At 34.4% G+C, this 14,066-nt stretch carries 16 protein-coding genes; 4 read left to right on the forward strand and 12 right to left on the reverse strand.

What is annotated here, in order from left to right:
* Positions 1–4: 4 nt before the first annotated feature.
* On the forward strand, positions 5–667 hold the full coding sequence (gene pnuC, locus RTY06_RS00135; RefSeq protein ID WP_116034893.1) for a nicotinamide riboside transporter PnuC: 663 nt from the start codon (positions 5–7) through the stop codon (positions 665–667).
* Here pnuC and RTY06_RS00140 read toward each other — a convergent pair.
* The 3 genes from RTY06_RS00140 to RTY06_RS00150 form a co-directional block, all read right to left on the reverse strand.
* Positions 653–889, reverse strand: coding sequence for a hypothetical protein (locus tag RTY06_RS00140; RefSeq protein ID WP_312821890.1), 237 nt, complete (start codon positions 887–889; stop codon positions 653–655). The two genes, pnuC and RTY06_RS00140, sit on opposite strands and share 15 nt — an antisense overlap.
* A gap of 57 nt (positions 890–946) precedes the next feature.
* Positions 947–1,375: a DUF4268 domain-containing protein gene (locus RTY06_RS00145; RefSeq protein WP_312821891.1), complete on the reverse strand. Its 429-nt coding sequence runs from the start codon at positions 1,373–1,375 to the stop codon at positions 947–949.
* A gap of 132 nt (positions 1,376–1,507) precedes the next feature.
* Positions 1,508–2,443, reverse strand: a complete 936-nt coding sequence (locus RTY06_RS00150) for a nitronate monooxygenase (protein ID WP_312822260.1) — start codon at positions 2,441–2,443, stop codon at positions 1,508–1,510.
* A gap of 290 nt (positions 2,444–2,733) precedes the next feature.
* On the opposite strand from RTY06_RS00150, the gene RTY06_RS00155 reads away from it, so the two are divergent.
* Both RTY06_RS00155 and RTY06_RS00160 read left to right on the forward strand, forming a co-directional pair.
* Positions 2,734–3,522, forward strand: a complete 789-nt coding sequence (locus tag RTY06_RS00155; RefSeq protein WP_312821893.1) for a HipA family kinase — start codon at positions 2,734–2,736, stop codon at positions 3,520–3,522.
* A complete protein-coding gene (locus RTY06_RS00160; protein WP_312822261.1) occupies positions 3,500–3,883 on the forward strand; it encodes a DUF3037 domain-containing protein in 384 nt (127 codons plus the stop codon). Before RTY06_RS00155 ends, RTY06_RS00160 begins: the two co-directional genes overlap by 23 nt.
* Position 3,884: 1 nt before the next feature.
* Here the strand turns inward: RTY06_RS00160 and RTY06_RS00165 are convergent, their stop codons facing one another.
* The 9 genes from RTY06_RS00165 to RTY06_RS00205 all read right to left on the reverse strand — a co-directional run bounded on the left by RTY06_RS00165 (position 3,885) and on the right by RTY06_RS00205 (position 13,210).
* On the reverse strand, positions 3,885–4,244 hold the full coding sequence (locus RTY06_RS00165) for a cupin domain-containing protein (RefSeq protein WP_312821895.1): 360 nt from the start codon (positions 4,242–4,244) through the stop codon (positions 3,885–3,887).
* A gap of 2 nt (positions 4,245–4,246) precedes the next feature.
* Positions 4,247–4,759 (reverse strand): GNAT family N-acetyltransferase, encoded by a 513-nt coding sequence (locus RTY06_RS00170; protein WP_312821896.1) that lies wholly within the window; start codon positions 4,757–4,759, stop codon positions 4,247–4,249.
* 39 nt (positions 4,760–4,798) lie between these two features.
* Positions 4,799–5,842 (reverse strand): methylated-DNA--[protein]-cysteine S-methyltransferase, encoded by a 1,044-nt coding sequence (locus RTY06_RS00175; protein ID WP_312821897.1) that lies wholly within the window; start codon positions 5,840–5,842, stop codon positions 4,799–4,801.
* 105 nt (positions 5,843–5,947) lie between these two features.
* Positions 5,948–7,846, reverse strand: coding sequence for a hypothetical protein (locus tag RTY06_RS00180; RefSeq protein WP_312821898.1), 1,899 nt, complete (start codon positions 7,844–7,846; stop codon positions 5,948–5,950).
* 13 nt (positions 7,847–7,859) lie between these two features.
* Positions 7,860–9,011, reverse strand: coding sequence for an ABC transporter ATP-binding protein (locus RTY06_RS00185; RefSeq protein ID WP_312821899.1), 1,152 nt, complete (start codon positions 9,009–9,011; stop codon positions 7,860–7,862).
* Positions 9,012–9,186: 175 nt separating this feature from the next.
* Complete coding sequence (locus RTY06_RS00190; protein ID WP_312821901.1) at positions 9,187–9,549, reverse strand: hypothetical protein; 363 nt, start codon at positions 9,547–9,549, stop codon at positions 9,187–9,189.
* Between the two features lie 231 nt (positions 9,550–9,780).
* A complete protein-coding gene (gene dnaJ, locus RTY06_RS00195; protein WP_312821903.1) occupies positions 9,781–10,893 on the reverse strand; it encodes a molecular chaperone DnaJ in 1,113 nt (370 codons plus the stop codon).
* A gap of 68 nt (positions 10,894–10,961) precedes the next feature.
* Positions 10,962–11,501: a nucleotide exchange factor GrpE gene (locus tag RTY06_RS00200; protein WP_312821905.1), complete on the reverse strand. Its 540-nt coding sequence runs from the start codon at positions 11,499–11,501 to the stop codon at positions 10,962–10,964.
* A 182-nt stretch (positions 11,502–11,683) separates the two neighbouring features.
* Positions 11,684–13,210, reverse strand: a complete 1,527-nt coding sequence (locus RTY06_RS00205; protein ID WP_312821907.1) for a S41 family peptidase — start codon at positions 13,208–13,210, stop codon at positions 11,684–11,686.
* Positions 13,211–13,357: 147 nt separating this feature from the next.
* On the opposite strand from RTY06_RS00205, the gene RTY06_RS00210 reads away from it, so the two are divergent.
* The gene (locus tag RTY06_RS00210; RefSeq protein ID WP_312821910.1) at positions 13,358–14,023 is read left to right on the forward strand and encodes a head GIN domain-containing protein; all 666 of its coding nucleotides are present in this window, start codon (positions 13,358–13,360) and stop codon (positions 14,021–14,023) included.
* Positions 14,024–14,066 lie beyond the last annotated feature (43 nt).

Genomic DNA, 14,066 nt, shown 5'->3' on the forward strand with positions numbered 1-14,066 from the left:
AACCATGAATCTTTGGCAAAATCTTACTGCGCAGTATAGTTCTTACGACACTTATCTTATTATTCTAGAAATTATTGCCGTTATTTTTGGAACTTTAAGTGTTTACTTTTCTATTAAAAAAAATATCTGGGTTTATCCTACAGGAATTATCTCTACCATACTTTTCATCTATATCATGTATGTTTTTGGATTGATGGGAGATATGTTAATCAATGTCTATTATTCTGTCATGAGCATATATGGATGGATTCTCTGGAACAAACATTCTGATGATCACATCCACGTAGAAGTCAAAAAAGCCAATCTGAAAGATTGGCAGATTGGAAGTATTCTATTTGTGGGAAGTTTGCTCTTTGTGGGAACAGTATATTATTACAAACCTTTTATTGATAATCAGTTTTCTATGAAGGATATCCAATTAGGACTATATCATCTTGATTGGGCAAATTATACCGACATCATCACGACTTCATTATTTCTTGTCGGGATGTACTTTATGGCGAAACGGCTTTTGGAAAACTGGATTTTTTGGATTGTTGCGGATTTTATCTGCATTCCTATGATGCTTTATAAAGGGCTAGGATTCACCACATTGCAATATATTATTTTCACTATCATGGCCATCATTGGTTATATAGAGTGGAAGAAAAACTTAATTAAGTCCTGATAATTTCTCAGTATATTCTTTAGCAAAAAGCTCTTTATCGTGCTGCAATTTCTCTAAAGTTGTTGGCAAAACGTAATGAAAGATATACTCTTTATCATCATTTAGGAAGACGATTTCTTTTTCTTCGCCGTCAATCATTTGCGCGAAAATATCCCACATAGATTGATCTTTTAGTTTCAGTAATTCGAAGAAGTCGTTGGCTTTTATTGTAATGTTTTTCATTGCTATTGTAATAAGTATAATTGTATTAAGTAAAAAGTATTTCTTTTTTACCCATTTCTAAACATCTTTGATAAAATCCTCATATTCATAGAAGAGCCTTTCAAAACCATCCATTTTTTCAACAAAGAATTCGAAAATATCTGGCCAGGTCTGCTTGTTAAAAATACTAACGCCGGATTTCTCAACCCAAATCCTACTGATGACTTTCCCGTTTTCCAAAGTATAGAATTCATCTTTTGTAAACTCACCAATCTCATCTTCTAATATCGATTCCAAAGACCAAATTTTCTCATAATAAGCATTTCTGAATAATTCATCTTTCATTTCTATATCAAGCGAAACCTCAGCTTTTTTATTATCTGCATAGAACTTGAATGAGAAATCCTTGATTTTGGTATCGTACAACAGCCATTTTCTTGGAAAAGCTTTTCCAAAAGCGGTCCAAAATTCTGTTTTTAAAAGTTGAGCTTCTTGTTTAGAAAACACGTTGTTAATTATAAATGATTAATGATGAGTTATAAATGATGAGCAATTCGCTACTTTTCTTTCTTGATCGAATGTTAAAGCTTGTCAGGCGCCTTTCAAAATTGACTCTTTTTACTTTTATCTAGTTTCTTCTCACAATGTGAGCTCCACTTTTGCTTCGTTGAATTCTTTGATTAAGTTTTCAAAAACTTTTTCGACAGGAAGAATCTCATCAATCAAAGCAGAAACTTGTCCGATTTCCAGTTCGCCTTCTACCAAATCACCTTCGAACATTCCACGTTTTGCGCGAGCTCTTCCAAGTGTTTCTTTCAAAGCTTCAATATTTCTACCGGATTCATATAAAGTTTCTAAATCTTGATAAAATTTATTCTTAACCAAACGAACTGGTGCTAATTCTTTCAAAGTTAATTGTGTATCACCTTCTTTCAGTTCAACGATTTTATTTTTGAAATTCTCGTGTGAACTTGCTTCTACTGTTGCTGCAAAACGAGAACCAATTTGAACGCCATCCGCTCCCAAAGTCATCGCTGCTCTCATTTGACTTCCTAGTCCGATTCCACCCGCTGCAATCAAAGGAATATCAATATGTTTTCTGACATTCGGGATTAAACAAAGTGTTGTAGTTTCATCTCGTCCGTTATGTCCACCTGCTTCAAAACCTTCTGCTACAACCGCATCTACTCCAGCTTCCTGACATTTCACAGCAAACTTAACACTTGATACAACGTGAGCTACTTTTACACCTTCTTTTTTGAGAGTCTCTGTATAAGACTTTGGATTTCCCGCCGATGTAAAAACGATTTTCACACCTTCCTCAAGAATGATATTAATGATTTCTTCAATATTTGGATAAAGCAACGCAACATTAACACCGAACGGTTTATCCGTTGCGGCTTTACATTTTCTGATGTTTTCTCGCAAAATATCCGGATACATACTTGCAGAACCAATCAATCCCAACCCGCCATTGTTAGAAACAGCCGAAGCCAATCGCCACCCAGAATGCCAAATCATCCCACCTTGAACAATTGGATATTGGGTTCCGAAAAGTTGTGTGATTTTATTCATTCTGTTATATTGTTTTTGGGCAATTCCAAAATCTATGAAGCTGGACATTTTTTATTTTTTTCAAAAATAGGAAAACTAATATGATGTGGAAAGTTTTTATATGATGACAAATGTTTCTGTTTTGCGCAGCGCGCCCCGAACTGAGTGGAGCTCTTTTTCTGACATTGCGAATGCTTAAAAGTTCAACAGATTGTTTCTCTTCCTTCGCAATGACAGAAAAAAGCGGGAACGGAGTGCGGATATAGGCGCCCAAATGGATTTAAAAACTTATTTTTACAAAAAAATACAAGTTGGACTTATCATTAAGAACAGTTACCGTCACGCGCTACATTCTTCCTTTGAGAGAAGGCGGATTTTTGCCTGCTTTGGCAGAAGCGGATGACGACTTCAAATATGTTCTCAAATTTCGAGGAGCTGGTCATGGCGTAAAAGCATTGATATCGGAGTTAATTGGAGGAAAGATATCGCAAGTTTTAGGCTTCAGAATCCCAGAGCTTGTTTTTGCAAATCTCTCGGAGGATTTTGGTCGTACTGAAGCTGATGAAGAAATTCAGGATTTATTAAAAAATAGCTGTGGTCTTAATCTCGCTCTACATTATCTTTCTGGAGCGATAACTTACGATCCGGTAGCGGTAAAAATTGATTCAAAACTTTCTTCCGAGATTGTTTGGTTAGACGCTTTTTTGACTAATATAGACAGGACTTTCCGTAATACCAATATGCTGATGTGGCATCAGGAATTGTGGTTGATTGACAACGGTGCTTCTTTATATTTCCACCATTCTTGGGACAATTGGGAGAAAACAGCAGTGAGTCCTTTTGTAATGATAAAAGATCACGTTTTATTGCCTCAAGCTTCTGAATTGGATGCTGCTAATGAAAAATTCAAAGCGATATTAACGGATGAGGTTCTAAGAGAAATTGTAGAGCTAATCCCAGAAGACTGGTTACAATGGAATGATACAGACCTTAACCCAAATGAAATCAAGGAGGTGTATTTCCAATTTCTAACAAGAAGACTCGCTAATTCTGATAACTTTTTAAATGAAGCCAAAAATGCAAGAGCCAAAGTTATATGAGTATGCAGTAATCCGTCTGGTCCCAAAACCTGAACGTGAAGAATTTTTCAATGTAGGATTAATTATGTTTTCAAAGAGAGAAAAATTTATTAAAGTTAAAATTCATCTTTGCAAAGACAAATTTCAACTAATGCACTCCAAAACAGAGTTTGAAGACGTACAAAATCACTTGATCTCTTTTGAAAAAATTGCCAATGGCGACAGATTCGCAGGTTCTATTGCACAAATGGAAATCCCTGAAAGATTCCGTTGGTTAACTGCAGTAAAAAGTTCTATTATTCAGACTTCAAGGCCTCATCCTGGCTCTAGCTTGGATTTAGAAAAAACTTTTGATAGATTATTTGAAGAGTTAGTTTTATAAATTATTCCTCTCGATGAACCAAATCCATAGAAAAAGCAGGTAAACAAATCGCAATATATTCGCAGGGCTCATAAAAAGGATTAGAATAGCGAACTCTTGCTCCTTTTTCTATCAAGATACTTTGTCCTTTCTCAAGAATGATTATGTCGCCATCTATCTCAAAATGCTTCTTCCCAGAGATAATTAATGTGAATTCATCAAATTCTGGAGTCTGATGTGGCTCGCTCCAATCTGGCGGTGCAACCATATGAGCAATAGAGATATCAGGCGTTCTGGTAGAGTTTCCCCAATGTTCTTCAATTAATTTTCCATCTGTTGTTGGGACGACGAATGGTCTGGTTTGGACTCTGTACTTTTTCATTTTTATGGTATATTGATTTCAAAAACAACATTTAATTTTTCTGGTTCTCCGAAATAAGCGACATTAAACTCATCTACCATCTTCCCTCCTAATTTCTCCATCGCTTTCTGAGAACGGATATTATCTTTCCCAACGTGGAAATTAACCTTGTCCACAAATTGGAAAATATAATTTAACATTAGCTTTTTGACCTGCGGATTTAGCTTTGAACCCCAGAACTTTGTAGCATAAAATGTATATCCGATAAAAATAGAATTTTCTTCCGGATTATAATCATAGAATCTTGTGCTTCCTGCAATTTCGTTAGATTCTTTATTAATGATTTTAAATGCGCCGCCACTTTCCATCGCACCTTGAAAAAAGTTTTCAAAGACTTCTCTTTTGTATCGGTCTTTGTTAGGGTGTTGTTCCCAAATTTTCGGATCAGATGCAACGGAAAATAGCTCCTCAAAATCATTCGGATTCAAAGGGACGAGTTTGACATTTTCGTTTTCTAAAGTGGATTGGATATTCATTGTAATGATTTCAAATAACTAAACTATAATATTTTAAATTTAAAACAAAATCGCTTTCTCCAATTCAAGCAATTTTTGTTTTCTCCAGATTCCGCCTCCATAACCTGTCAAAGTTCCATTGCTTCCTATCACTCTATGACAAGGGATAATGATTGATATTTTATTAAGTCCATTCGCATTAGCAACTGCTCTTACAGCTTTTGGATTGCCCAGAATATCGGCTTGTTGCTGATAACTTCTCGTGGTTCCGTAAGGAATTGTTCTGAGGATTTCCCAAACATTTTTCTGAAAATCTGTCCCAACCGGAGCCAATGGAACTGTAAAATCTTTTCGTTTTCCTTCGAAGTATTCTTCTAATTCCTTTTCTAAAGTTTTGAAATGAGGATTCTCGCCCTGAACAATATTGGCATCAAAATGCTTTGAAATATCTTTAAGTTCCGTTGGAAGTGCTTTTCTGTCAGAAAATTCTAGCATACATATTCCGTTTTCGTTGGCGCAGGCAATCATCGTTCCGAGCGGTGTTTCGATTCTTTTGAGGTCAACAATCTTTTCCATTTTCGAGTTTTTAGGAGAAACACCAAACACATTTTTGAAACTATCATTGAAACCGCTCAAACTTTCATATCCATTATCCAAAGCCACATCCAAAACATTTTCTCCTTGTTGAAGTTTTTTAAAAGCAGAATTAATCTTGAACATTCTCTGAAACGTGTGAAAGGTCATTCCGTGATGTTTCAAAAACCAACGTCTTACATTAGCAGGTTCCAGCCCTCGATTCACCAAATCATAATCTTTGAATTTCAGACTTGGATCAGCCGATAACTCGTCCATCAATTTTTGGATTTCGGCAGGTGTTTCATCTAGATTTTCCAATGGTTTGCAAACTTTACACGGTCTGTAACCTTTTAGAATAGCGTCTTTTGTATTATCAAAGAATTCTACATTTTCAGGTTTAGGTTTTCTTGCTGTACAAGTTGGACGACAAAAGATTCCTGTCGTTTTTACGCCCATCCAAAAAACCCCTTCGAATTCGGGATTTTTATCAAAAGAAGCTTGATACATTATTTCATTTGTCAAATTCATAAATGATGTTTAAAACTTTGTCAATGTTTGGAATCTTTGACAAAGTGATGCAAATCTAAATCATTTGGTAATTTACAAACAACCGAAAACTGAACAAGTATTTTTTTACTCCGGAAGAGCTTTCCATTTTTTGATAAATCCTGTGTAGAAATATAAAAATATAAAAGACAAAATCAACATTATATAACTTGTTGTTAATCCCAAATCATCAAGAACGCCTTTGCAACTTGTATAATTATAATTGTCTGTCGAATACATTTCGGCTCGGCAATCAACAGTTTGATGTTCATTAATAATTCCAAAAATCAACCAAATAAGAAGTGGAAAACCAATCATTGATATAATCATAAAAATCGCCGAGATGATTTTAGGAAATCTTCCCATCGATATAAAAGGAAGCAATAAAATAATAACTCCTGTTACTAAAATGGTATAAAAAACAAAGAATATACTATTAAACTTAAAGATAAAAAACGACGCCACACAAAACAGCGTCACCACCAAAATAATAACACCAGCAGAAATAATACTACACAATAGCGAACGTAAATCCGTTACTCGGAAACTGAAAATAAACATTGCCAAAGCAAAAGCAATCCAAATATAAAGATGAATGGCATCTGTAAAAAAATCATCATTTTTAATCGTATCAACATTCTCCAAAAGTGTTTGCAAGTCCGATGTATAGTAATAATAATCGGAAATATACTTCTTTAAAAATTCATCAGGAGACACTTCTTTATCCCAGTTCGGGTTGAAATCTTTGACACTGATTGTATCTTGTTTCACTTCGCCATTTTCATCCAGATAATTATCTGCAGCGGCATCAGTAATAACAGTTTCAACTCGATCGTAATAATTATCAGGTGATTTGTTTGGGTCGTATTCTTCTCCTAGCTCAGGTTTATATTTTTTAATGAATTGTCTGACTTCAAATTTATCCGGATTGTAAACCATCTTTGACCAATCGTTAGGATTAAGGTTATTAACAATCCCAAATTCATTAGAAATAGCAAGAAAATCCCTCATCAAGTTTTGCAATTCTTGAGAATTTTTATTATCAAGAATCTTGATGGTTTTTTCATTGATTAAAGCTTGTTGTTGTTTTAATAAATCTTCATCCTCAAGATTACTGATGTTATTCTCAAATCTATATTTTCTAATATGAGCTGAAGGATTATTTTTAATGTCATAAAAAACTGATGAAAAATTAACATAACTCGGCATTGAAGTTTTGATGTAAGGCGACAAATCCTCAACTTGTTTTTTGAAAAAGTAGGTTCTGGATTTCCTATCTCCACTATCATCATAATAAGCCAAAGCAGTTTTACTTTTCTTTTCCTCTTCTGGATACAAGAACTGACCTTTTTCATCTTTATCTTTTACCGTTTTTTTATACAGACTAAAGAACTGATAAACACGATTGTGATAGACAAAATACTTTTTATCTTTTTCAATTTTATTAATATCAGTTTCGCAATAATAGTCTGAAAATTCTTGTGGAGACAACCGATTTTCTAAGGTATAAGATTCCAAATCCTGAGAAAGAAAAGGAACGGAACGATTGATTACATCAATGTTTTTCGCCATTTTCTCATCATCATATTTATAATTGATGAAAAGACGAAAACCCGTCATATAAGAGAAATAAAATGTCGTAGAAACAAAAATAATGACGAAATATTGCAAATATTCCAAGAACAATTTCTTGCCAGAACTCGGATAAAAATTCTTGAAAGCATTATTCTTTAACATAAATATCAGCCAGCCGACAATCATCAAAACAGAAATAATGACGTGGACAAAAACAAGGCCTGTTGAGAAATAATCGTCTATTGCCCGCGTATGTTGCAAAGTCACAGGACTCGCGTGTGAAACAAAGCCGATGAAAAAGAAAATGAAATGAACGGCGATTCCTAAAAGCAACATCCAAACGATTCTCGTGTTCCAGATATTAGGATATCTTTCCAATAAATATTGATTGATTTTATTGATTTTTTGCATTGGTCAAGAGTTTTTATTCCATAAAGAAACGGCGCGTAGAAGTTGAAATATCACGGATGTAAGTCACTTGAATTTTCGAATTCCCAAGCGCAGATAAGACATTGGAAAATTCTGTTTCAGGACTGAAATAAGCTACGAAAATCCCACCATTGAAATTCAACTTTTCGAGATTGAATTGCTGGAAGATTTGCAACAATTCTTCTCTGGAATTATCTGTATCAATTTCTACAATCAGATTTTGATTTTCGGTTTCAGGTTTGATTTCGTTGTCTTGATATTTTCCGTTTTTCAGAAAAATCACTTTGTCCGAAATTTTCTCTACTTCATACAATTGCTGAGAACTTAAAATCAATGCAATAGGATTATTCACTGAATTGGAAATCGCTTTCAAATCTTCCAAAATCACTTGTTGTGCTAGAACATCAAGGTTTGCCAAAGGTTCATCTAACAAAAGAATTTCAGGTTTTCTAAGAAGTGTTCTCGCCAATTCAAAACGCATTTTGTAACCGGAAGACAACTCACTCCATTTCAAGTGTTTGTAATTCCAAAGTCCGAGACGCGCAATCATCATCAGCGTTCTTGTTTCATTTTCCTCTGGATTAACGCCATAATTTGACAGAACGAATTTCAAATTATCCTTCAGACTTCCGTACCATTTTTCGGTTCTTTGTGGGATGTAAACGAGTTTTGTTCTTAAATCAAATTCATCCTTTGGGACAGAATCGAATTGATATTTCAGTTCGCCTTTAGTATGAGAAAGTTCTTTAGCTAAGATTCTAAGCAAGGTTGTTTTACCATTTCCATTTTCACCAACCAAACCGTAAACCTGACCTTTTTTGATTTCCAAAGAAACAGGACCGAGCGAAAAACGATTGCTTCCGTAAGATTTTTGAATTTGACTCGATTGTAAAACCGGAGATTCTGTAGGATATTCTTTGACAGATATTTTCTCGATTTCTGAAAGAAAACTTTTGCATTTTTCTATTAGTTCGTCAGACTTTTCAGGATTTTCCTCTTTCCAATCCGTCAACTCGATGGCTGTTTTATAGATAGTCATATCCTGAGTATCCATCGCACAATCTAGTAATTTCCGAAAACCTAAAACTGTATCTTTATTATCAAAAAAGTGAAAAACGGCTCTCACTCTCTGTTGATGTTTCGTCATAGTTATTTTGTTTTGAACGTTTTAAAGATAACTAATTTGCAACTGAATTTATTATTAAAATTCAAAAAATAAAATATTGTATTTTATGGGTTATTGTATCTCAGCAAAGTATTCTCGGCCTGATTAATATGTCTCAAATTATCGTAAATCACAAATCGGAAAGTATCGTCTAACTTTAGTTTAATGAATTTTGAAATACTAATTGATGTTTTAGTTTTCTCCCAATCAACCGTTTTGCTTTTTCCAAAAGTTCAAGCATTTTGTTCTGTTGTTTGATGAATTCATCAATAACAGATTTATCCAAAAGATTGTGAATCGGATTAGAAATCTTAAGCGTTTTCATTTTATTAAGCTTCTCTTTTGGAAGCATCATACTGGCGAATAATTTCCTAAAAATCCAGTTTTGAAATCGAGTTGCAATAAATTGGTTTTCATTAATTCGGTTTTCGATTTCAGGAAGATAGAAATTTCCATAAAAATTGAGATGTTCCAGACATTCCAAAATGCTCCAGCTATTTTCTGATGTTCGGAAATTCAAGGTTTCATTACTTTGATTCTGTAATGATTTAGCAAAATCAATATTATTTTAAGTTCGTTAAGCAATTGATTTATCGGAATTTTCATCATTAAAAATTTTCACAAATGCAAACGGATATAATCTTTGTAAAAATACATCAACTTCAAATTACTACATTAGAAACATCCTTATTCCATAAAAAAATCCGAAAAACTTACATCTTTCGGATTAATATTTTTAAATAATTATCAATTAATTGAACATATCTTTTACTTTCTCAAAGAATGTTTTTTCTTTTCCAGTTGGTTCAGCGTTCATATCGCCGTTTTCCATTTGGTTTTTGAAAAATTCTTTTTGTTCTTTCGTTAGTTTTTGTGGCGTCCATACGTTGATATGAACAAACATATCTCCTTTTCCACCATAACCCTCGATATTTGGGAGACCTTTTCCTGCTAATCTTAGAATTTTGCCAGATTGTGTTCCTTCGTCCACTTTGATTTTCACTTTTCCACCAACCACGTTGATTTCTTTAGTTGTTCCCAAAGCAGCTTCTGCAAACGAAATATATAATTCCTGATGAAGATTATCACCTTCACGCTTGATTACCTTATCGACTTCTTCTTCTACAACCACAAGCAAGTCACCCGGAGTTCCGCCAAGTGGAGCATCATTTCCTTTTCCTCTTACATTCAGTTGGATACCGTCTCTTGCACCAGCAGGAATGTTGATTGTGATTTCCTCATCTTCTTTGATAAGACCTTGTGCATTAGCTCCAGCAGGAATTTTATCCGCTACTTTTCCAACACCTTGACATGTTCCGCAAGTCGTTTGTGTCTGCATCTGCCCGAACATAGTGTTCATCACTTTGATTTGTGCACCACTACCGTGACAAGTTGGACAAGTCTTAGCAGTAACACCCGGAGCCAACTTCATCTTTTTGACTTTGATGGTTTTCTGAGTTCCGGCAATCATCTCTTCAAGATTCAGCTTGATACGAACACGTAGGTTAGAACCACGAGATTGCTGTTGTCTCTGTTGTCCACCGCCAAATCCTCCTCCGAAGATATCGCCGAACTGACTGAAGATATCCTCCATATTCATTCCGCCACCAAATCCACCGAAACCTCCGCCAGCTGCTCCGCCCATTCCAGCGTGACCGTATTGGTCGTATCTCGCTTTCTTGTTGTCGTCGCTCAAAACTTCATAAGCTTCTGCTGCTTCTTTGAATTTTTCCTCAGCAGCATTATCACCCGGGTTTTTGTCTGGGTGATATTTGATAGCCATTTTTCGGTAGGCTTTTTTGATTTCGTCAGCACTTGCCGACTTGGATATTTCTAAAACTTCGTAATAATCTCGCTTACTCATAATTGATGATTGATATATTCTGATTGACCCGCAATCGATTATCTAATATCTTTTTCTAAATTCTTAAATTAGTTTCCGGTTACAACTTTAGCAAATCTAATTACCTTGTCGTGAAGTTGGTAACCCGTTTCTATCACATCTACTATTTTGCCTTTCAACTCTGGTGTAGGTGACGGGATTTGTGTAATAGCCTCGTGAAAATCTACGTTGAAAACATCTCCAGCATTCACTTCAATAGGCTTTAGACCTTTCTCAACCAATTTGTTTCTAAATTTTTGATAAATCAATTCAACACCTTTCAAGTCTGCCTCGTTCCCATTTTTAGCAATTTCTTTCAACGCTCTTTCGAAGTCGTCCAAAACGCCCAACATAGATGTCATAAGATCTTTTGATGCGTAAAGATAGAACTCGTTTTTTTCCTTCAAAGTTCTTTTCTTGTAGTTTTCGAATTCTGCATAAAGACGGATGTATCTGTCTTTTTCTTCTGCCAAAAGTTCTTCTAGAGTCGGCTGTTGTGACACATTTTCCTGATTTGTTCCCTCAGTAGTTTCAGTGTTTGCAGTCTCTGCACTTAGGTTTTCTTCGTGTATATCTTTGTTTTCGCTCATTATCTAATATTTTACAGGATAGCTTTTTCAATTCTTTTGCCAATTCTGATTTTTTGCCAATTAGGCAGAATTTGGGTTGGAGGGTTTGAGAGTTTTAGGCTTGGAGCGTATGAGAGTTGGAGAAGCTCTCAGGTTTTATTAGACTTGTTGGTGTATCTCAAGTTAGATAAAAAACTGAGAAATTAAAAGTTATTTTTTCCAGTAATAGCATTTCTAAAAGTAATATCATCTAGAATCCAATTCAGCATTTTATCTTCTTCCGAATTAAGAATATTAGCATAGCCAGATTCAACTTCATAATTAGGAAATACGCCTCTGCTCTTGTTCTCAAATTCTATATTTGGACGGATAAGCAAAAGTCCAATTGGCAAAGCCAATCTGGAATTGGGAAGTTTCACAGTATTGTTAACACCCGCAACAGTTCCATCATTAGCTCCGCCGGTTTCCTCGCCCACAATTACAGCTCTTTTCTCATACTTCAATTTTGCTGAAATAATAGATGAAGCGGAAAAGCTACCTCCATTAATCAATACATAAATCTTACCTTTAAAAGCATCGTTTTTTGGTTTTGTAGGTTTGGATGCAAACTCACGAAAATAATATTTGTTATCCTTTTTGGATGCAAAAAGATAGTTTCCTGCCAAAAAGAATGGATAACCAGCAGCTCTCAATACCGACGAAAAAAAGGTCTGCCCACGGAAATAATTCTGATGCATTCCTGATGTTTTAGAAGTCATCTCCGGCGACTTTATCAATGTAAAATCTTTATCCGTAAGATAAGAATACAGTGTATTAATCTCAGAAAGCGAGCCTCCAAGATTGTCTCGAATGTCCAGAATCAAATAATTTGATTTGGCTTTTTTTATCTTCTCAAAGGTTTCTCTGTAAAACTTTTTGGCATAGACAGAAGAAAACGATTTTACCTTGATGTATGCAATTGCACTATCATTTTTTAGAAATTTGAAGCTTCTGTTATACGATTTAGATTCAGAATCATAGTCTTGGACTTTTTGCTCTAGCGTAATTTGTTGAGGATTATTATCCAAATCTAGTTCTTTGTCTGTTTTCTTTTTTCTTATGATAGAAACATCGGTGATTTGGTTTTCAAATTTGGTTTGTAGTTTTGCACTGTCGAGATAACCTTTTTCCAAAGTATAAAAATTGAAAAACGCGAGATTGATAAAGTATTTCTGAAAAGTTTTATTCTCACCATCAGAACTATAGAGTTGATTATATTTTTTGATTAAGTCGGATACATTCTCATCATTGATTTTAATGATTTCTGTACCTACTTTTATTCTTCCTATATTTTGTTTGTTTTCTATTACAAATAATTGATTACCCAAAACCTTGTATTCCATCATTGCAAAAAGAGGTTTTTTGGTTTTAAGGACTTTCTGTTCTGCTTTGGAATATCTTTTGGGCAAGGATCGCAATCTAAGATGCCCTTCGTTCACACTCGCAACAACTGGTGCTAATTTGAAGAAAAACTCATTAGGCGTCAAAGGCTGAATGATATTGGTTTTTAGACTATCAAATTTATGATCTAATTGTTCCTTAGTAATATACCAATAGAGATTAGGATGAAATCTCTTCAGTTTTTGATACGTAAAGTCAACATCTTTTTTAAGATCTTCTACCGAAATCTTCTTTTCCAGAAATAAATTATTTTTCTTGACAGACTGACAAGAAAAAAGAAATATTATCATAAAAAAAGAAACTAATTTTCTCATAAATAATGAATTAAAAATAAGACATTTAAATCAAAAAATTCTTTATCAATAACAATTTTAACATTTCATAACAAAAAGTGGTTTTAGATTTGTAATGCAGTGTTATTATAAATTTAAAATACTATGAAAAATATAATTCTTGCAACTACAACTTTTCTGATATCACAGTTTTCTTTCGGACAGAGCAAAGATGTAACTGCTTTTACTAGTTTGAAAGTCTTTGATAAAATCCCTGTACAGCTAATTCCATCAGATTCTTATAAGGCTGAAGTTAGTGGAAAAATGGCCGATGACATTGAGTTTGTAAACTCTGGAAATGAGCTGAAAATCCGAATGAAAACAACTAAGTTACTCCAAGGCGATGATGTCAATATTTTACTCTATTATAAAGATATCAATGATATCCAAGCTAGCCAAGGAGCAAAGATTACTTCTACCGACGTTGTAAAATCCACAAAATTAGGATTAACTTCCAACGAAGGTTCTCAAATCGATTTGAATGTTGACGCCAATGTCATCGAAGGAAAAGTAAATACGGGAGGTTTGTTAAAAACGTCTGGTACGGCAGAATCCCAATCTATTATTATCACAACAGGTGGAAAATATGACGGGCAAAATCTGAAAACGCAAATCACAAGCATTACAACAAATGCTGGTGGTAAAGCGCTAGTCTATGCAACAGAATCTGTAGATGCCACAACAAGAGCCGGAGGCGTAATTGATATCTATGGATCTCCTAAATCCAAAAAAGAAAAGAAAATTGCTGGCGGAAAAATCAATTATAAGTAATAGATTTAGTTTAAGAAAAAGCTCCCAAAAATTTGGGAGTTAT

Origin of the sequence: Epilithonimonas sp. (genome assembly GCF_032055105.1) — a bacterium.
GTDB lineage: Bacteria > Bacteroidota > Bacteroidia > Flavobacteriales > Weeksellaceae > Epilithonimonas.

Excerpts from the sequence above, each read along its gene's own strand:
- pnuC (WP_116034893.1), top strand. The coding sequence starts at position 5 with ATGAATCTTTGGCAAAATCTTACTGCGCAGTATAGTTCTTACGACACT.
- RTY06_RS00140 (WP_312821890.1), bottom strand. The coding sequence starts at position 889 with ATGAAAAACATTACAATAAAAGCCAACGACTTCTTCGAATTACTGAAA.
- RTY06_RS00150 (WP_312822260.1), bottom strand. The coding sequence starts at position 2,443 with ATGAATAAAATCACACAACTTTTCGGAACCCAATATCCAATTGTTCAA.
- RTY06_RS00160 (WP_312822261.1), top strand. The coding sequence starts at position 3,500 with ATGCAAGAGCCAAAGTTATATGAGTATGCAGTAATCCGTCTGGTCCCA.
- RTY06_RS00165 (WP_312821895.1), bottom strand. The coding sequence starts at position 4,244 with ATGAAAAAGTACAGAGTCCAAACCAGACCATTCGTCGTCCCAACAACA.
- RTY06_RS00170 (WP_312821896.1), bottom strand. The coding sequence starts at position 4,759 with ATGAATATCCAATCCACTTTAGAAAACGAAAATGTCAAACTCGTCCCT.
- RTY06_RS00175 (WP_312821897.1), bottom strand. The coding sequence starts at position 5,842 with ATGAATTTGACAAATGAAATAATGTATCAAGCTTCTTTTGATAAAAAT.
- RTY06_RS00180 (WP_312821898.1), bottom strand. The coding sequence starts at position 7,846 with ATGCAAAAAATCAATAAAATCAATCAATATTTATTGGAAAGATATCCT.
- RTY06_RS00185 (WP_312821899.1), bottom strand. The coding sequence starts at position 9,011 with ATGACGAAACATCAACAGAGAGTGAGAGCCGTTTTTCACTTTTTTGAT.
- dnaJ (WP_312821903.1), bottom strand. The coding sequence starts at position 10,893 with ATGAGTAAGCGAGATTATTACGAAGTTTTAGAAATATCCAAGTCGGCA.
- RTY06_RS00200 (WP_312821905.1), bottom strand. The coding sequence starts at position 11,501 with ATGAGCGAAAACAAAGATATACACGAAGAAAACCTAAGTGCAGAGACT.
- RTY06_RS00205 (WP_312821907.1), bottom strand. The coding sequence starts at position 13,210 with ATGATAATATTTCTTTTTTCTTGTCAGTCTGTCAAGAAAAATAATTTA.
- RTY06_RS00210 (WP_312821910.1), top strand. The coding sequence starts at position 13,358 with ATGAAAAATATAATTCTTGCAACTACAACTTTTCTGATATCACAGTTT.